Origin of the sequence: Candidatus Methylomirabilis sp., from assembly GCF_028716865.1 — a bacterium.
In the GTDB taxonomy this organism is placed as follows: domain Bacteria; phylum Methylomirabilota; class Methylomirabilia; order Methylomirabilales; family Methylomirabilaceae; genus Methylomirabilis.
Genome location: NZ_JAQUOY010000009.1, coordinates 1 through 18211, shown reverse-complemented (window position 1 = coordinate 18211; position 18211 = coordinate 1). Strand labels below are relative to the sequence as shown.

General features: G+C 56.7%; 20 protein-coding genes. 9 read left to right on the top strand and 11 right to left on the bottom strand.

What is annotated here, in order from left to right:
- Positions 1–7: 7 nt before the first annotated feature.
- The 3 genes from PHV01_RS05340 to PHV01_RS05330 all read left to right on the top strand — a co-directional run bounded on the left by PHV01_RS05340 (position 8) and on the right by PHV01_RS05330 (position 4046).
- Complete coding sequence (locus PHV01_RS05340; protein ID WP_337290111.1) at positions 8–667, top strand: NapC/NirT family cytochrome c; 660 nt, start codon at positions 8–10, stop codon at positions 665–667.
- The gene (locus PHV01_RS05335; protein WP_337290110.1) at positions 664–1233 is read left to right on the top strand and encodes a cyclic nucleotide-binding domain-containing protein; all 570 of its coding nucleotides are present in this window, start codon (positions 664–666) and stop codon (positions 1231–1233) included. The genes PHV01_RS05340 and PHV01_RS05335 overlap by 4 nt, the downstream gene beginning before the upstream one ends.
- A gap of 443 nt (positions 1234–1676) precedes the next feature.
- Positions 1677–4046, top strand: coding sequence for a molybdopterin-dependent oxidoreductase (locus PHV01_RS05330; protein WP_337290154.1), 2370 nt, complete (start codon positions 1677–1679; stop codon positions 4044–4046).
- A 66-nt stretch (positions 4047–4112) separates the two neighbouring features.
- Here PHV01_RS05330 and PHV01_RS05325 read toward each other — a convergent pair whose 3' ends face one another.
- Positions 4113–4316 carry a hypothetical protein gene (locus tag PHV01_RS05325; protein WP_337290109.1) on the bottom strand — a complete coding sequence of 68 codons (204 nt, stop codon included), beginning with the start codon at positions 4314–4316 and terminating at the stop codon, positions 4113–4115.
- Positions 4317–4437: 121 nt separating this feature from the next.
- On the opposite strand from PHV01_RS05325, the gene PHV01_RS05320 reads away from it, so the two are divergent.
- From PHV01_RS05320 to PHV01_RS05310, 3 genes are all read left to right on the top strand, one after another.
- Positions 4438–5430: a protoglobin domain-containing protein gene (locus PHV01_RS05320; protein ID WP_337290108.1), complete on the top strand. Its 993-nt coding sequence runs from the start codon at positions 4438–4440 to the stop codon at positions 5428–5430.
- Between the two features lie 31 nt (positions 5431–5461).
- Positions 5462–6751: a hydroxylamine reductase gene (gene hcp, locus PHV01_RS05315; protein ID WP_337290153.1), complete on the top strand. Its 1290-nt coding sequence runs from the start codon at positions 5462–5464 to the stop codon at positions 6749–6751.
- Between the two features lie 269 nt (positions 6752–7020).
- Positions 7021–7791: a 3',5'-cyclic-nucleotide phosphodiesterase gene (locus PHV01_RS05310; protein ID WP_337290107.1), complete on the top strand. Its 771-nt coding sequence runs from the start codon at positions 7021–7023 to the stop codon at positions 7789–7791.
- Between the two features lie 23 nt (positions 7792–7814).
- Here the strand turns inward: PHV01_RS05310 and yajC are convergent, their stop codons facing one another.
- From yajC to PHV01_RS05260, 10 genes are all read right to left on the bottom strand, one after another.
- Positions 7815–8159 carry a preprotein translocase subunit YajC gene (gene yajC, locus PHV01_RS05305; RefSeq protein WP_337290106.1) on the bottom strand — a complete coding sequence of 115 codons (345 nt, stop codon included), beginning with the start codon at positions 8157–8159 and terminating at the stop codon, positions 7815–7817.
- A gap of 28 nt (positions 8160–8187) precedes the next feature.
- On the bottom strand, positions 8188–9315 hold the full coding sequence (gene tgt / locus PHV01_RS05300) for a tRNA guanosine(34) transglycosylase Tgt (RefSeq protein WP_337290105.1): 1128 nt from the start codon (positions 9313–9315) through the stop codon (positions 8188–8190).
- An 81-nt stretch (positions 9316–9396) separates the two neighbouring features.
- Entirely contained in the window at positions 9397–10467 is a 1071-nt protein-coding gene (gene queA, locus PHV01_RS05295; protein WP_337290104.1) for a tRNA preQ1(34) S-adenosylmethionine ribosyltransferase-isomerase QueA, read from the bottom strand.
- A gap of 34 nt (positions 10468–10501) precedes the next feature.
- Complete coding sequence (locus PHV01_RS05290; RefSeq protein WP_337290152.1) at positions 10502–10717, bottom strand: DUF2905 domain-containing protein; 216 nt, start codon at positions 10715–10717, stop codon at positions 10502–10504.
- Between the two features lie 48 nt (positions 10718–10765).
- Positions 10766–11821: a Holliday junction branch migration DNA helicase RuvB gene (gene ruvB / locus PHV01_RS05285; protein WP_337290103.1), complete on the bottom strand. Its 1056-nt coding sequence runs from the start codon at positions 11819–11821 to the stop codon at positions 10766–10768.
- The gene (gene ruvA / locus PHV01_RS05280; protein WP_337290102.1) at positions 11818–12444 is read right to left on the bottom strand and encodes a Holliday junction branch migration protein RuvA; all 627 of its coding nucleotides are present in this window, start codon (positions 12442–12444) and stop codon (positions 11818–11820) included. Before ruvA ends, ruvB begins: the two co-directional genes overlap by 4 nt.
- A complete protein-coding gene (gene ruvC / locus PHV01_RS05275; protein ID WP_337290101.1) occupies positions 12441–12941 on the bottom strand; it encodes a crossover junction endodeoxyribonuclease RuvC in 501 nt (166 codons plus the stop codon). The genes ruvA and ruvC overlap by 4 nt, the downstream gene beginning before the upstream one ends.
- A 57-nt stretch (positions 12942–12998) precedes the next feature.
- A complete protein-coding gene (locus tag PHV01_RS05270) occupies positions 12999–13748 on the bottom strand; it encodes a YebC/PmpR family DNA-binding transcriptional regulator (RefSeq protein ID WP_337290100.1) in 750 nt (249 codons plus the stop codon).
- 155 nt (positions 13749–13903) lie between these two features.
- Positions 13904–14785, bottom strand: a complete 882-nt coding sequence (locus PHV01_RS05265; protein WP_337290099.1) for a M23 family metallopeptidase — start codon at positions 14783–14785, stop codon at positions 13904–13906.
- Positions 14786–14897: 112 nt separating this feature from the next.
- Positions 14898–15329 carry a hypothetical protein gene (locus PHV01_RS05260; RefSeq protein WP_337290098.1) on the bottom strand — a complete coding sequence of 144 codons (432 nt, stop codon included), beginning with the start codon at positions 15327–15329 and terminating at the stop codon, positions 14898–14900.
- Positions 15330–15972: 643 nt separating this feature from the next.
- On the opposite strand from PHV01_RS05260, the gene PHV01_RS05255 reads away from it, so the two are divergent.
- From PHV01_RS05255 to PHV01_RS05245, 3 genes are all read left to right on the top strand, one after another.
- Positions 15973–16863, top strand: coding sequence for a hypothetical protein (locus tag PHV01_RS05255; RefSeq protein ID WP_337290097.1), 891 nt, complete (start codon positions 15973–15975; stop codon positions 16861–16863).
- A gap of 604 nt (positions 16864–17467) precedes the next feature.
- Positions 17468–17860, top strand: coding sequence for a response regulator (locus PHV01_RS05250; protein ID WP_337290096.1), 393 nt, complete (start codon positions 17468–17470; stop codon positions 17858–17860).
- Between the two features lie 136 nt (positions 17861–17996).
- Positions 17997–18211, top strand: a 215-nt coding sequence (locus tag PHV01_RS05245) for a hypothetical protein (RefSeq protein ID WP_337290095.1), incomplete at its 3' end; no start/stop codon positions are given.

The following is an 18211-nucleotide window of genomic DNA, read 5'->3' as shown; positions in this document are numbered from 1 at the left end:
AGCGAAGTTGCTGGCTGAGGCACAGATGGTCAATGCCGAGGGGTTGAAGTGGGGAAGTTGGCTGGATTGGGGGATTCTTCTCACTATCGGCATCTCAATCGCTATTCTCGGCTGCATTGTCGTCACGCTCATCGTCTTCAAAGGCCGGCAGATCGAGGGGAATGTCTTGTGGCTGCATCTGCTGTCCCTGGGCATTCTGCCGCTGTTGCTCCTTGGCGTTGGTAATTTCACCGCGCTTGAATATGCAAAGGAAGTCCAGTTCTGCGGGACCTGCCACCAACCGTACATCGATGACATGCGCAGCAGTCAGAGCCGGTCCCTCGCCGCCTATCATTTCCAACAGCGGTCGTCGTCAGGGAGTGAGTGCTACTCTTGCCACGTCAACTATGGCGTCCATGGGACCCTCCGAGCCAAGCTGAATGGGCTGACAGATGCCTACAAGCACTGGACTCACTCGTATGAGTTACCCATCAAGATGCGCGCCCCCCTTGCCAACGCTTTCTGCTTAAAATGTCATGATGGCGCCAAGCGATACGTGGCGCTGGCGATTCATGTGGCTATGGCTCCCGAGATACGAAGCGAGGAGATGAGGTGCCTCGAGTGTCACGGTCCCGCCCATACGGTAACTCTGCCCAAACAAGGCCGGAAGACGGGAGGGATCAGTTGACTCGCGACGTTCGTGGAGGCATCTTACCGGGAATCAGGAGCGGCGATTGGCGATCAAAACTCATTGGTCTGGCCCAGCTCTGTGTCGGGTTCGTCACGTTGCTCGGCTTGCTCGCCATGACCACGAAAGGGTCGTTCCTCCTGGTGAGTTTTACCCTCCTGCAGGGGTTACTGCTGGTTGGGCTCGTCCTCTTCGCTATTGTGGCCGTCTTCTCCCAGCGGACGATGGTGCTTGAACAGTATGGACCGGGCGAGATCATCTTTCGGGAGGGGGACGAGGGACGCCACGTGTATGTGATCAAGTCAGGGACCGTCGAGGTGATGCAGAAGGGACCGGATCGCACGGAGCAAGTGATTGCCCGCCTGCAGCCCGGGGACCACTTCGGCGAGATCGCCCTGATCCAAAAGGCGCCGCGAACGGCCACCATCCGAACCGCTACGGCGGTGCAAGTGTACAGGATGAACCCGAACAGCTTCGTAGCCCTGTATACCAACCTCCCCGGATTTCGAGGTCACTTCCAACAAGTGATGGAATCCCGTCTCAAGGATCTTGCGTTGCGCCGCTGACAGGAACATCATGTACTCACCGATTCGATAATCATGCTACTCGGTCTTCCAGGTTCCGGTTCAACCATCTTTGACCTTGCTGTTAGGCTATTCTTTGTATGACTACCCAATCATTGCAGTTACGAAAGTATCGTTTTGTCCCTCCTTTGTGTGGGTGTATGATGAGCGAACCCCACGTTAGCAAAGGGTCACGGACACAACGACGCTTTCTCACTGCAATGCTTGGCTGAATTGATATTACTGTCGCTAACGTGCTTGTTCCGGCTCCAAAGAAATACATATTTCACAGTTGACAACTAACACAGTTGGATATTGGATTTGCACTCTCATGTCTCCATCATATTCCACAGGCGCAGACGAATTCCCGTAACCTTTGTCCGGTAACGGCGAAGACTCGGGTTAAGGATGAGAACCATGAGCACGTTCAGTCGGAGGCGCGGATGATGGAACTGTCTCGCAGAGAGCTGTTAAAAACCTTGGCGGGAGCAGGCGCGGCCATCATTGCCTTACCTGATGCGCTCCTCCCACCCGCCGTAGGTCACGCGCAGGCTGCAGAGCCGGAGGCGGACACATGGGAAAAGAGCCCTTGCCGTTTCTGCGGCGTCGGATGCGGCGTCCTGGTGGGTCTTCGGAAAGGAAAGGTGGTCGCCGTCAAGGGCGATCCGGAGGTACCCGTGAATCGCGGCCTCCTTTGCGTCAAAGGCTATAACCTTCCCAAAATTCTTTATGGCCGTGACCGTTATAAGACCCCTCTGCTTCGCCAAGGCAATAAGTTTGTTCAGATCTCCTGGGACAAGGCGTTGGATATCATGGCCTCTAAGTTTAAGGAGGCGATCCAACAATATGGTCCGGAGTCGGTGGCGGTCTACTTCTCGGGTCAAACCACGGTCTTTGAAGGGTACGCCGTCAATAAACTGATGAAGGCGGGGATTGGCTCCAACAATGTCGAGGGCAATCCGCGCCTCTGTATGGCCTCAGCCGTGACCGGTTTCTACTCGACCTTCGGCATGGATGAGCCGATGGGATGTTACGACGACATTGATCTGACCGATACCTTTTTTGTCTGGGGCGCGAACTTCGCTGAGACGCAACCGGTCCTTTACTCGCGGATGGTCGAGCGAAAACGTCGGGATTCCGAGGTCAAGATCGTGAGCCTGCAAACCTTTCTGAACCGCAGCACCGATGAGCCGGCGGATATCGTTGCGATTTTCAAGCCTCATACGGACCTCGCCATTGCGAATGCGATGGCGCATGTCATCGTCAAGGAAGGGCTCATCAACGAAACGTTTATTCAGAAGCATGTCGCCTTCAAAAAGGGGCTGACGGGGATCGGATATGGCGTGGAGGATAACTTCGAGTACGGAGGAGCTTCGGAAACCAGTTGGAAGACCTACAAGCCGTTTACCGATAAGCCCCAGCCGATCAGTTTCGAGGAGTACAAGAAATTCCTGAAAACCTACACCCCGGAGTATGCCGCCACACTCTCTGGTGTTCCGGCCGACACGATTCGTCAGATTGCCCGACTCTTAGGTGATCCCAAGCGCAAGGCTGTGTCGTGTTGGACAATGGGCTTTAACCAGCACGTACGTGGCACCTGGATCAACAACCTCGTCTATAACCTCCATCTTCTTACCGGAAAAATCGCCGAGCCCGGCAACAGTCCCTTTTCGCTGACCGGACAGCCGTCGGCGTGCGGGACGACCCGGGAGGTCGGCGTGCTCTCCCACACGCTGCCCGGTGGGATGTTTATTGCGAATCCGGAGCATCGCAAGAAAGCCGCACAGATCTGGAATGTCCCGATTGAGAAGATTTCACCCAGACCTGGCTACCATACGATGGAGATGTTTCGTACCCTGGAGCGCGGTGATATTAAGGTCATCTGGATCAACACCACCAACCCCTTTCAGACCCTCCCGCATGTGAGTCGCTATCGCAGGGGCGCCCGAAAGGGAGGCGAGCGATTTATCGTGGTCTCCGAGGTGTATCCCAGTGAAACCGCTCGGCACGCCGATCTCATTCTGCCGTCGGCCATGTGGGTGGAGAAAGAGGGGATGTTCGGTAACGCTGAGCGGCGTACGCAGCACTGGTTCAAGATGGTCGATCCGCCTGGCGAAGCCAAGGACGACCTCTGGCAGATCGTCGAGTTGGCCAAGCGTCTTGATTTGGGGCACCTGTTCGCCTATGGGGGGGAGCCTCTACAGAGAGCGCTCTTTGAGGAGTATCGAAAATTCGGCGTGGGGTCGGGAAAAGATCTTGCGCCGTACGATGTATACACGAAGGTCCATGGCGGGCTGCGCTGGCCGGTTGTCGAGGGAAAAGAAACACGGTGGCGTTATAGAGAGGGGTTCGACCCGTACGTCAAAAAGGACGAGGATGTCCGTTTCTACGGCCAGCCCGATGGTCGCGCCGTGATCTGGGCGCGCCCCTACGAGCCGCCCGCCGAGCAGCCGGATGAGAAGTATCCGTTTTGGCTGACGACAGGTCGCATACTTGAGCACTGGCATACAGGGACGATGACGCGGAGAGTCCTTGAGCTTCATCGCGCCGCCCCCTTTGCTCCTGTGTGGATCAACGTCGAGAACGCGGCTGCCTTGGGCATTAAGACTGGGGATCCGGTTCGTGTCAAATCCCGCCGCGGGGAGGTCGTCGCAAAGGCCGAGTTAGGCGGAAGGAATACGGTCCCGAAAGGCGTGATCTTTGTTCCTTTCTTTGACGAGAATGTTCTCATCAACCTGGTGACGCTTGATGCCTACGACCCTATTTCCAAGCAGCCGGACTTTAAGAAATGCGCGGTTCGAATCGAGAAGGTGTAGGGGATCATCGTGAAGCCACTCAAGACAATATTCTTTTGGGTTTTCCTCTGTTGTGTGCCGGCTACGTTAAGCGGTAGCGCGCGTGCTGAGCAGGTGGTCCCCCGGCAAGACAGCAAGAAACTGCCTCGCGCCTATAAGGGCGCCCCACCCTTGATCCCCCACGATGTCGAGAGGAGAAAAGCGGTCTGCCTGGATTGCCACAGAACCGGGCTTGCGAAGGCGACGATCGTTCGACATCCTGAGCGCAATTACCAGTGCTTGCAGTGCCATGTCGGCCAAGACCTTTCGGTGCAGGCATTCCCGGCCGCTTCATCTCAGAACGAGAAGACACTGAAGTGAAAGGGGTCGAGGTCTGTTTTCAACATCCTCGTTGCTTGGGAGCGGGATAACAATGGAAAAGTTAGACGAACAACGGTTGGAGCTGGATCTCGCCTACCGCTATGAGTTCTTGAAGAATTTTATCGGCTTCGGCGATGAGGACGTGGCTGCGATACGAAAGGTGCTTGCCGAACTCGTCGTGTTGATGCCGGAAATCGTGAAGGAACAGTATCACAAGCTCCTTGCCTACGATGCGACGGCTCGCCATTTTGTCGAGCGTCAACATGGGTGTGCATCGCCACCGCCTGAGTCGCTCGCGGACCTCTCGGCGAAGCATGGACAGGTCAAGTTCCGAATGGACCACATGCAGTCCTATCTCATGCAGTTGATTGGTCATCCGTTCGACAGTAAGATTGCGGTCCTGCTCGATGCTGTAGGTAAAATGCATACGCCCAAAACGGGAAACCCGAAAATCAATGTGCCGCTCGTCCAGATGAACGCCTTCATGGGTATGCTCGCCGATCTGTTGACTGAGCGATTGCTTGCGTTGAACACGGATGACGATACCAAGATCAACTGTCTGCGTGCGTTTCAGAAAATACTTTGGATACAGAATGATTTTATTGTTCGCCATTATGCGGCCGCAGACATCCAGTCGCTTATGCGCATGGTGCCGCTTTTCGGAGTGCTGACATCGGCTCGGATTGATGAGCTTGCAGGTCTCCTCAGGCCTCGTCTTGTGCAACCGGACAAATACATCGTTCGTCGTGGTGAATCCGGTGACAGCATGTTCTTTATTACGTCCGGATTCGTAGAGGTCATGGTAGAACCCGAACCTGTAGGGCTCGGTCCGGGCGACTTTTTCGGAGAGATCGCGCTGGTCTTCGGAGGCCGGCGCACGGCCGATGTCGTCACGCTGGGCTACTGCCAGTTACTCGAATTGCGCCGAGCCGATTTTGAACAATGTCTCAAGACGGAGCCGGAATTGATGGAAAGGTTGCGCCGTGTGGCCGAAGCCCGGCTACAGACCGAACCGCCCCCTCCACTGCACATCGACTTTTCATAGCCTCGTCTTCGAGAGAGAAAGGGGTGACATGATGTTTTGTAATCAATGTGAGCAGACATCCGGTGGCAGCGGGTGTACGGATATCAGCACGTGCGGGAAGGACCCGGATATCCAGTCGTTACAGGAAACCTTGCTCTACGGTCTCAAAGGGATGGCGGCCTATGCGCACCATGCCCGTCGGCTGGGCAAGGTCGATGAAGAGGTCGATGCGTTTTTCGCGGACGCCCTGTTTGCGACCATGACCAATGTGAACTTCGACTTTGACAGCCTGTTGGAGATGGTGCTGGAGTGCGGCCGTATGAACCTGCGCGTGATGGAGATGCTGGACGCCGGCAATACGGAACGCTTCGGTGCACCGACGCCCAGTACGGTCTACGAAGGGACGAAGGCCGGTCCGGGCATCCTGGTGACCGGGCACGATTTGTTAGATTTGTCGGATCTACTCGAACAAACCGCAAATGCCGGGGTGAACGTCTATACGCATGGTGAAATGTTGCCGGCTCACAGTTATCCCACGTTACGAGCTCATACGCATCTGGCGGGGCACTACGGCACCGCATGGCAAAATCAAAATCTCGAGTTTACGGTCTTTTCCGGGCCGATCATCGCGACGACCAACTGTGTCATGCTGCCATGGCCGACGTACAAGGACCGTCTGTACACCACACGCGTGACGGCGGTTCCTGGGGGAACACGTCTCAGAACCAACGATTTTTCGCGTGTCATCGAGCAGGCCAAAGCCTGCCCCCCGCTTCCGGACAAGCAGGTAGGCGAATCGACCATCGGCTTCCATCATCGTGTAGTCTTGGACCTTGCCGATACGATCGTTCAGGCGATCAAGTCCGGCGCGATCAAACATTTCTATCTGATCGGCGGTTGCGATGGCGCGAAAGCCGAGCGAAGCTACTATACAGAGGTTGCTCGGTCCACACCGCACGAGTCCATCATGTTGACGGTCGGTTGCGGGAAATACCGCATTCGCGGCGAGGATTATGGTGAAGTAGCGGGTCTACCCCGTCTCCTTGATATGGGGCAGTGCAACGATGCGTTCAGCGCCATTCAGGTCGCCCTGGGACTGGCCAAGGCGCTCCACTGCGGAGTAAACGACTTGCCGCTGACGTTGGTGATTTCCTGGTACGAGCAGAAGGCGGTCGCCGTCTTACTGACGCTGTTGCACTTGGGGGTCAAAGGCATCCGGATCGGTCCATCGGCCCCGGCGTTTATCACCCCAAAGGTCTTTGAGGTGCTACAAGAGAAGTTTGATTTGAAGCTCATTGAAAGCGAGCCACCACGCGAGTTATTCGAGTGTGCGACGGTATGATCCGCCACCCGTTCGGCTCCTCGTCGATATGAGCGCCGCGCTTATTGGTGTGTCCTGTTTGTATTGAGTCCTTCGACTCGGCCTAGGACAGGCTCAGTCGATATTTTCTAGGTAACAGAGGACAAACTCGATACAATTGCTAAGAATTGCTCATACAAGATGGTGAACCCGCCGATATAGGAAAGAGGGAACCGTATTTCTAGGTCGGTAGCGCCGATCTGTCACAGGGCTGCTTCCATGCCATAATCTCGGAGACACCGGAGGAGACCATGCGTGTTCAGGCGTTAGGGTGTTATGGGGGGGAAGCCTATGACTGTCAACTGACCAGTCTGTTGGTTGACGGAAAGCTGCTGCTCGATGCCGGGTCGGTGACTACTACCCTTTCCCTTGACACCCAGGCGACTGTTGATCATGTCCTGATTAGCCACATCCACCTCAATCATGTGGCTGGATTGGCCCTTTTGGCAGAAAATCTCCTTGGAGTCAGATCGCGCCCGATCGAGGTCTGGAGCATCCCTCCGGTTATTAACCAGTTGAAGACGCACCTCTTCAACGGCATACTGTGGCCTGACTTCAGCGTCCTCCCGTCTCCCCTGCGCCCAATCGTGTCCTTCCATGAGTTGTTGGAAGGTCGTCCGCACCAGATAGGTGAATATGAAGTAACAGCAGTGGGCGTACACCATACCGTTGAGGCGGCGGGTTACGTGATCTCTGATGGCGCCTCCTCTATCCTCTATCAGGGGGATAGCGGTCCGACGACCGAACTCTGGCGCCTGGCCAATCGGACGGCCAAACTAGACGCTCTCATTGTGGAAGCCTCATTTCCTAACCGGCTCGGTGATCATGCTGTCCGGACCGGCCACCTGACACCGGAGTTGTTGAGGGCCGAGTTAACCAAGCTCAGGGTTCAGACATCAGTCTACGCTCAGCACATGAAGCCCCAATATATCTCGGAAATCGTAGAAGAACTTACCGCGCTTTCCGATCTGCCGGTCTCGCCTCTCGACCAGGGGAAAACGTACCATTTCGGCACCCCGTAGTGCGCTATTCTTGGGGCGCAGCTTTAATCGGTCTTGCCCTTTACCCCCTCTGTTGTTCCGGCGGCCTTCTCGGTGATGGCGCTCCTGGCGATGAGAACGGTGACATTCTCGGCGATCTTGACCTTGACTCGATTGTCCTCACCGAACTTGACAATCGTGCCGTACAAGCCTCCAGTAGTTACGATCTGATCGCCGGTCTTCAGATTGTCGAGCATCTCCTTTTGCTCTCGCGACTTCTTTTGCTGGGGGCGAATCATTAAGAGATAAAAGACCAACAGTATCGCCATCGGGGTGACGAGGGTTCCGATCATGCCTTTGAGTTCACCTCCAGCCGGAGCCCCTCCCTGTTGCGCAAACGCCATTCCCATTTCTTGACCTCCTCTGAGTTCTCTTCTGTTATGCCACGGTTTCGTCGCGATTCAGCATGCCGGTTCTCTCAAGAAACCTTGTTCGAAATGCGGCAAAGCTTCCATCCTCGATAGCTTGGCGGATCTGTCGCATGAGCGCAAGATAGAAATGAAGGTTGTGAAGCGTATTCAAGCGTAGTCCAAGAATCTCTCCCGCCACAAAGAGGTGCCGGAGATAAGCGCGGGAGAAGTGCCGACAGGTGTAACAATCGCAGGCAGGATCGAGCGGCCTGTCGTCCGACGCATGTACCGCCCCCTTGATATTGATCCGGCCCTGGCTGGTGAACAGGCTGCCGGTCCTGCCATGCCGGGTGGGCATCACGCAGTCAAACATATCTACCCCCCGCATCACACTTTCCACAAGATCCTCCGGCGTTCCGACCCCCATCAGGTAGCGAGGCCGATCGGTAGGCAAGAGCGGCGTGACGTGAGCGACAGTCTCGTACATTACTGCCTTGGGCTCGTTGACGCTGAGACCGCCGAGCGCGTAGCCGTCAAAGCCGATCTTCTGCATGGCTGTTGCAGCCTGTTCCCGCAGCGCCTTGTCGGTCCCGCCCTGCAAGATGCCGAACAACGCCGGTTGCCCATCGGGATGAGCCGTCCGAGATCGTTCTGCCCACTTGAGCGTCAGTTCCAGCGATCGCTGAAGGTAGTCGGTGGTCGAAGGGTAAGGGGCGCACTCGTCAAGCGGCATGATAATATCCGCTCCAAGCGATTTTTGGACTTCGATGGCCAGCTCCGGTGAAAGAAAGTGGAGTGATCCGTCAAGATGGGATCGAAAGCTTACCCCCTCTTCTGAGATCCGTCGAAGCTGAGCCAGACTGTAGACCTGGAATCCCCCACTGTCGGTAAGGATCGAGCCGGGCCACGCCATGAAGCGATGTAAACCGCCAAGCTCCTCAATGAGCCGGTGGCCGGGACGCAGGTAGAGGTGGTAGGTGTTGCATAGGGCCAACTGCACCCCTTCGGCCTCCAGTTCGTGGGGTGTAAGCGCCTTGACCGCGCCTCCCGTCCCACAGGGCATGAACGCAGGGGTCTCCACCGTACCGTGGGGTGTCGTCAGCCGCCCCCGCCGTGCGCCTGTTGCAGCATCGATCTTCAGCAACTCGAAGGTCACTATCTCTCCTGTGGGGCTATCAGCCTTCAGCCGGATCAGGACCTATAACGTGCTGACCGTAAAGGTTGTCCTGCCACCTTATCACACAATCAACATCGCGTCGCCGTAGGAATAGAAACGGTAGCGTAGTGCGATGGCTTCATGATACGCAGCCAAGACAGCCTGCCGGCCTGCGAAGGCTGAGACCAGCATGAAGAGGGTAGAGCGGGGCAGATGAAAGTTGGTAATCAAAGCATCGATACACGTATAGCGATAGCCTGGGTAGATGAAGAGATCTGTGACGCCGGCCCCGGATCTTACATCACCATTAACTGCGGCATGTTCCAGTGCCCGGACGGTCGTGGTCCCGACCGCGATGACCCTCCGCCCCTCTCTCCTCGCGGCCTTGACCGCCAGGGCCGTCTGTTCCGGAATCATGTAGCGCTCCGGCTCCATCCGATGTGCAGACACCTCCTCCACTCGAACAGGACGAAACGTGCCAGGCCCGACATAGAGGGTGATCGGGGCCACGGCGACACCCTGCCGTGTGAGCGTCTCGATCAGTTCCGGCGTGAAGTGGAGGCCGGCCGTAGGCGCCGCGATGGCCCCTTCATGTTTTGCGTATACCGTCTGGTACCGATCGCGATCCAAAGTGCTAGGGTCTAGGGTAGAGGGTGTAGGGGTTAGGGAAGGTTGTCTTTTGATATAGGGTGGAACCGGCATCTGACCGAATTGCCACAAAAGGTCGCTGAGTGTTCCGTCATACACGAGCTTGAGCAGGTGGCGTCCCTCACCGCGTTTCTCTATTACCTCTGCTGTGATCGTTTCATCGGCCAGAGCAAGGCGGTCGCCCACCCGAATCTGCCTGGATGGCTTGACCAAGGCCTCCCAGCAGTCTGTTTCAACTTCCAGAAGCAACAACACCTCGATACGATGCCGCCGCTCGGATCGACCAAAGAGCCTGGCGGGAATGACTTTCGCCTCGTTGATGACCAACAGGTCGCCTGGAACGAGGTATTCCGGAATATCCCGGAAGATTCGATCCTGCAGAACACCTGTGCTCCGATCCAGGACCAGGAGCCGCGAGCGATCGCGCTCGGGGGCGGGCGCCTGGGCAATCAGATCGGGGGGCAGGATGTAATCAAAGTCGGCCGTCCGAAGAGGAATAGACACGGAAGAAGTCAACTCCTGGCAGCGTCGGCGACGCTCACCGGCGGCGAAATAATGAAAAGAGTATGGTCAGGAGGATGCTCAAGAGTATCGAGGTGGTCAGGGGGAAATAGAATGAGAAGTTCTTTCGCTGGAGATAGATATCCCCCGGTAGCCTCCCAATGAAAGGGACCTTTCCGATGAACAGGATGAGTCCCCCTGCGGCGGCCAGAACGAGGCCGAACAGGATCAACATCCTGGCGAATGAATCCAGCCCCTGCACTATCCTACCGCCTCCAGCGACATCAAGCGCCCATACGCGCTACCCGTGCCACAAGTCGCCCTGCAACTCGGGCGGCCGGGGGAGCTTGAAGTGATCAAAAGCCAGGCGAGTGACGGTACGGCCCCTTGGAGTCCTGGCCAGAAACCCTTGCTGGATCAAAAACGGCTCGTAGACGTCCTCGATCGTCTCTTTTTCCTCTCCCACAGCGACCGCGATCGTCTCGATTCCCACCGGCCCGCCGGCAAACTTTTCGATGATGGTATACAGGATCCGCCGATCCATCTCGTCGAACCCGTTGGTATCCACCTCGAGCCGCTCCAGCGCGCTCTGCGCGACTTCACGGGTGATGACGCCATCCCCCAGCACCTGGGCGAAATCCCTGACGCGCCGCAGCAGACGATTGGCAACGCGAGGCGTTCCGCGGGAGCGCCGCGCAATTTCCCACGCGCCGTCCTCGATGATCGACACCCCCAGGATCTTTGCCGACCGCAGGACGATCCTGAAGAGGTCAGTCTCATCGTAAAAGTCCAGGCGCTGGACCACACCAAACCGGTTGAGCAAAGGTGAGGCCAGAAGTCCGGCGCGAGTCGTGGCCCCGATCAACGTAAAACGCGGCAGCTTCAGCCGGTAGGTCTGTGCGCTCGGCCCCTGACCGATGATCAGATCCAGCCGGTAATCTTCCATGGCCGGGTAGAGGGTCTCTTCGACCAGAGGATTCAGCCGGTGGATCTCGTCGATGAACAGCACATCCTGTTCTCTGAGGCTGGAGAGGATGGCCGCCAAGTCTTTCTGCCGTTCGATCACCGGTCCGGAGGTGACCCGGATACTCACCCCCATCTCTGAGGCGATGATAGAGGCGAGAGAGGTCTTGCCAAGTCCCGGCGGGCCGTAGAAGAGCAGGTGGTCCAGGGGCTCTCTTCGTGCTTTAGCGCCCCGTACGAAGACCTGGAGGTTCGCCTTGACCTTCTCCTGGCCAATGTAGTCATCCCAGGCTTTTGGACGCAGGCTGAGTTCGAGATCCTGATCCTCGTCCTGGAGTTGCCGGTTCGCCACCCGTTCTCGCCCGCTCTCCTTGTTCTGCTTCGGCGCTGTCATAGCCGCTTCCCCGTCCCCTCGGAGAGATGCTTCAGCGCCTGCTTGACGAACTGTTCAAAGTCCGCCCCATCGCCAACGGCGTGATGCGCTGCCTCTGCCGCCGCCGAGGCTTCTTTGCGGCTGCAACCTAAGTTCAGCAGCGCGGAGACCACATCTTCGATGGTTCGATCCCGTTCCGGGCTCGGCTGGTGGCCAACCACGACTCGACCCGCACGAGGAACCCCCAGGACCTTGTCCTTCAATTCCAGGATGATCCGCTCGGCCGTTTTCCGACCCACCCCTGGAATCGCTTTGAGCCTTGCGATGTCGCCCTCCAGGATGGCCGGGATAAACTCCTCCACCGCGATTCCCGACAGGATATTGGCTGCGAGGCGAGGCCCGATCCCGGACACTCCCGTCAGCAACTCGAACGTCATCTTCTCTTCGAGCGCATGAAACCCGTACAATTGGATGGCATCCTCGCGGACATGCGTGTACACGCGAAGGAAGACATCCTGATGGATTTCCGGGAGTTGATAGTACGTCGAAAGCGGGACAAAGACCTGATAGCCGACCCCGTTCACATCGATCACAATCTGCCCGGGATCCTTGGACACCAACAGACCGCGGAGTTGAGCGATCACCGTCCTCTGCCTTTCGTCAGATGCAGGAGCTTGGCCGAATGGTGATGGCAAATAGCCACGGCCAGCGCATCGGCAGCGTCGGACGAACAGAGCGGCTCTTCGAGCCCAAGGAGCGATTCGACCATCTGCTGGACCTGGCGTTTGCCCGCAGCGCCATACCCGGTCACCGCACTTTTCACCTGCAGCGGGGTGTACTCCGCAATGGCAAGCCCGCTCTGCGCAGCAGCCAGAATCGCGACTCCTCTCGCCTGGCCCAGCTTGAACGCGCTTTGCACATTTTTTGCGAAGATGAGGCTTTCAATCGCTGCCCACTCCGGCTGATAACAACGGATCAGTTCAGCCAGGCGGCTGAAGATTTGTTGCAGGCGGGAAGGGAAGGGATCACTGGGTGTGGTGATGATGCTGCCGTATTCGACGGCTCGCAATACACCGTCACTGCGAGCCACCATCCCATAGCCGGTCGCGCTGGCCCCTGGATCGACCCCTAAGACCAGCACGGCAGTTCCGTCGTAATCATCGGGCGATCGAATGGTTCGACAGACCTTACCACAGGCCTAGCCGGTCACTGCCGCCATGATCTCTTCGGGGATGTCGAAGTTCGCGTACACATGCTGGACGTCATCATGCTCTTCAAACGCTTCCATCAACTGGAGCATCTGTTGTGCCTGCTTTCCCTCCAGCCTGATGGTGTTCTGCGGAAGCATGGTCACCTCTCCATCGGCGATCTCGATCTTCTCCTTCGCTAGGGACTCCTTGACCCGCTCGAGGTCTTTGGGCGCGGTGATAATCTCGAAGGTGTTATCCGACCGGCGAACATCCTCGGCGCCTGCCTCCAGCGCAACGCCCAGCAGTCGATCCTCGTCAACCGTAGCTGTTTCCACTTGAATCAGCCCCTTCTTTTCAAACAGCCACGCGACGCATCCCGATTCACCAAGGTTTCCTCCATATTTGGAAAATACCTTACGGAACTCCGGGGCGGTTCGGTTTTTGTTATCGGTCAGCACCTCAAGCAGGACGGCGACGCCACCCGGCCCGTACCCTTCGTAGACATACTCCTCGTAAGAAACACCAGGAAGCTCACCCGTTCCCTTCAGGATACCTCGCTGGATGTTGTCCTGAGGCATATTGACAGCCTTAGCCTTCTCGATCGCCAATCGAAGGCGGGGATTCCCGGTCGGGTCGCCGCCGCCCACCCTGGCGGCTACCGTGATCTCCCTGATCAGCTTGGTAAACGCACGGCCACGCTGGGCATCTACCTTTGCCTTCTTGTGCTTAATGCCCGCCCACTTAGAATGTCCAGACATAGATTCACCTCCTTACCACATGCGAAAATAACACAATAACTCGAAGATTGTAAAGAGGAATTACCCCATGGAATTCTCCAGGTGTGCCGCTTGGCGGCTGTGATGGGGGGCTGAATCTCCTTGCGGGGGTGAGTGATCTTTATCTTCTATTTCGGTTACAGTCCACGCAGCGCTTCAATAAATTGTGTCGGATCGACCAAGGCGGTACCGATCCTGAGCGCAAGGTGCAAGTGGGGCGCGTTACTGTTCCCGGTGCTCCCGACTCGTCCGATGACCTCGCCTTTCTTGACCTCGTCGCCCACCTTCACGAGAAACGCTGACTGATGCAGGTACGAAGAAAAGATCCCCAGGCCGTGATCGATCACCGTGATATTGCCTTCCAATAGATAATCATGACCGAGGTGCGCGACCCTTCCGGCGGCAATCGCCCATATCGGAAAGCCCTCGGGGGCCTGAAAATCGGTTCCCCGGTGAAACCGAAACCAGTCTTGAGCTGGATTCACCCGGATCTGGCCGAAGGGAGTCGTCATCAATCCAGTGTGATCAGTCTTTTCAATCGGATAGATCGTTCCGTCCTGCCAGAGCGGCAAAGACGAGGAGGTGTGAAGGGCATCAGCCATTTCCTTTTTTTCTCTGGCAATTCTATCGAGATCGGTTTGGCCAAAGACCTGTGTATTCCAGCGCGGGCTGACACTCTTCTGGAATTCCCCTTGTTTCACGATGAGTGCTTTTGAGGATAACGCTCGCTTGGTTGCCGTCTCATACACCGTCATCCGATATTCACCGGGTTGCTGGTATAAATCCACCGCGACGATTCCGTACAGCGCGCCCCCCTTGCTGAATATCGGGATAGCGGAGGACACACCACCCATTTCTATGACACCCTGAAGGTCTGAAGTCTTCGCGCCGTCGGCAACCTTCACTATCCTCACGTCTCCCTGACGGAGCGTCAGTGCATCCAGAGGCTCTGCTCGAGCCCCCGAATCGAGGGTCATGCAGACAAACAGGGCTATGGCGATAGCAACTAACTTCTTCACGAGGCTCCGTTCCATCCCCCTTCCCGTCTCCCTCCTTTGCAAAAGGTGGGTCAGGGGGGATTTCAGTGCCCTGGGCTGTCGAACTTTGTAAGGGGACTTGTGGAACACCGCGCTACACACAAGGGCCCAATTCCAGGTGCTGCGGGGGAGTGGGCGGCAACTTCCAGATAATCTCAGGGTGATGGGTGGACCCGTGCATCTTGTTAGCCAACTCGATGCCCTGTATGTAGCACTTTTCAAACTCGACGAAGTTCTTGGCCTCGATGTGCAGCGCAAGCGGGTCGAAGATCGCCTTGGCATAGCTCTCGAGCATCGCCTTGTACTTCGGCCGCGTGGTATTGGCCTTCTTAAACAGACTCCGCAGGCCATTGAGCTGGTACGCGGCCAGTGCCCAATTGCCGCCCTTGGCGGCGTAGTAGCAAATCCAGTAGCGTTCGCTCATGAGCGGCATCAATTGACCTAACCCAGGTTGCAGTTCCGCAATCTGGCCAAGGGTCAACTCTCCATGCTTCGTGCGCCAGACGATTGGTTTCTCATCTGCCATGACGACCTCCTGTGATATACCCAATGAGCGCTGCCACCCCCATGTGCTGCCACAAGACCTCCCAATATTCCACTCCCTAAGCATCTTACGTTTTGCCGTATTCTTCAAGGCCAAATGTGTGAGAAGGTATGAACTTCCTGGCCGTTAAAACTCTTGCCTTTTTTCGTGAGGAGTGGGAGGATGCCAGTTATCGCGATCTCTGGCCAGCGCGGGCGTAGCGTGAGCACCTGCGCATACTCCGCAACAGGCAGCAGATGGGAGACCTATCGTGGCGCTGATCGACGCTCCGCGAGATGTGGTGTTTGTCCATGGCGTTCAGTGGCAAGCGGGACTATGGGCTCAAGGGGTATTCCCGTCCAACACAGGATCTGATAGGGTTGGCCCATCCACGGCCAGGGGGATGGCGCCTCCTCCAAATCGTCCGGGGGCCTTTGGGTCTCAGGGATCTAAGCGCGACCAGAATCGACACCCAGACCCTCAACCAGGCGTAGCGCCGTTCGCAGTCAGGCCGACCGGCTCGTCGGCCGATGGGAGAGCCGGTGAGACATGTTAAACTCTTTTCAATAGTGTTTACGGTATTAGACAGACCTGTCTACTTGTTGTAGTTAGACGCTTCTCAGATACTGAAGTACGGAGACGCGACGTGAAAGAAGGCGAAGACGGCCTATGGACTCCTGGCCAGCCTCCATACTTACCAAAGGCCACAATCGAGGAGGTCACCAAGTCGTACGCCAACTTCCTCGATGTGTGCCATCCCAATCACCACAGGCTGTTCATCGCGAGGCTCGCAGTAAACCCGGATGCCGCAAAGGCTGAGGCGGTCGTATTTTCTTGGCTCCGCCAGCGGCGGCTAGAGCCGCAAGTTGCGGAGTCACCGTCAGTGGGGGGACCAGACTTCCTCTGTGTCCCTAACGGTGGGCAACCTCTTCTCGTCGAGGTTACGGCACTCAACCGGGAGGCGGTGGGGCGGCGATCCGGCTGGCCAGACGAGTTAAGCAAGAGTGCGCACTCCTTTGGCATGATTACACCGAACCTCTGGTCCAAAGCGCGAGTCAAGGCGCCCCAATTTAGAGCGGCGGATGTGCCCAGGGTTCTTATAGTGTGCCTCACCCACGTCGGCGCGGGTGCACTTCTTGGTACCCTAGCCGCGGAGTGGCTGATGATGTCAGAGCCAAAGATTGTCTGGCCGCTCGCCGAACACGGTGAGCCAGTTCCGTCTGAGTCTGTTACGGACTTAAAGAATGCAGCCTTCCTCCGTTTCGAAGGCGACCGGATCGTGACCGTCCGATGCAGTATCTCAGCCATCCTGTTAGTCGCGCTCTGGGACGACCAACTGACAACTGTGGGCCTGCTACATCCCGATCCTGCCGTCCCTCTGGACTACGCCAGCTTTGGTGGCGTTCCCTTCTTGCGACTTGAGTGGCCAATATCCGAAGGTCGCCTGCGGGCCGAGTGGGTTGTCACGCATCCGAAACCGAGCCGCTCGTATTACACCATGGTGAGCCTCACGAACACAGAGCTGAGAGGCAAGTAAGTGCTTTAACCGGCCTGAGACGTAGGTAACAAAAAAGTCCAGGGGTGGGTTGCACCTTGTGGCGCGTTAGTCCACCATATTCATCTTCGATGATGTGCATATGTCGTTTATGGAGCCAACCGAGTTTGAGCGGGCCGAAGTAGACGTTCCAGATGCCATCGTCGATTTCTTCCAAGCTTAGGTACGCCCCAGCGCAGACGATGGAAACACTCACCCAGTCCGAATTCCAGCAGATGCTGCCATTGGCACTGATGTAGCGTATCTCGAAGCGGCCGGGGTATTCGAAGGGTAGAAGTTTCGTAATTTATGCAAAGCTCAATAATAGCTCCATATTTAAAGGTCGAAACAGGAGAGCGAGTCCGTAGCCTGGCATAACACCGAAGTCCTGCTGTATGCGGCGGCACCAGGAGAAACTCCGATCCCCTCGGAAGAATTCCCACCCTACCGAAGAGTTCCTACGACGATTGAATCCTCCATTAACTCACACTGTTCCTTTAGTTACAAATAGTTAGATAGGTATTCTTCCCTATTCTGCTGGCTCCTTTGGCTGGTACGAGCTTTGCTATATTCAGTGATTGTCAGGCCAAATGAGGGATCGGTAAACATGCATATCATGCTGTGTTCTAATAATGTGGAACTGGTGGACGCGGCGTCCAGAGCGTTCAGTAAAGATGGGTGTCGCCTTACGGTCTGTGAGTGCGGGCTGGAGGCTCTAGGGGTCGTCGAGGTTATGGATGCCGATCTCCTGATCCTGGATCTGGACACGCCCGGGCTTGACGGCCTCCTGATCGTCGCAGCCGTCAAGGAGTTGGCCCCGACGTTACCGATTGTGGCGGTTTCGACGAAGCCCCAGGTGGATGCGCGGGTTGTCTCCCACAAAGGGGTCTCATATGCGACGTTGCCGTCAGGATCTGCCGGGGCGATGCAGGTGCTCTTGACCGGGTTGTTGGAGACCGAAAGAACCAGGTTTCCGTCCGGCGCGGGGTCAGCACAATGAGAGGATTGATTGATGGGCTTTCTCCTTCAAAGGAATCTCACAAGGGAGGAGTGGTCGCATGAGGAATTCATATCATCATTCGTATGCATTTCGTCACTACAGGCGGAACAAAGGCGTTTCTGATCCACGAGTTGGGATGGAGGAACAGTTGCCCCAGGGGGGTCAGATGGTCAGCGTTATTGAATACTCCGCGGAGAAGAAGGCGCGGAACAGCTATCCTCTAAAGATCATATCTCCCCCCACCCCGAGCCAGTGTTGCATGGCCCGTATGAACCGGATCGGACAGGTGCAGGTGGAGGACGACAGAAAGTTTTACTACAAGCGATGTTCGCGCTGCGGCTTTACGGTCCG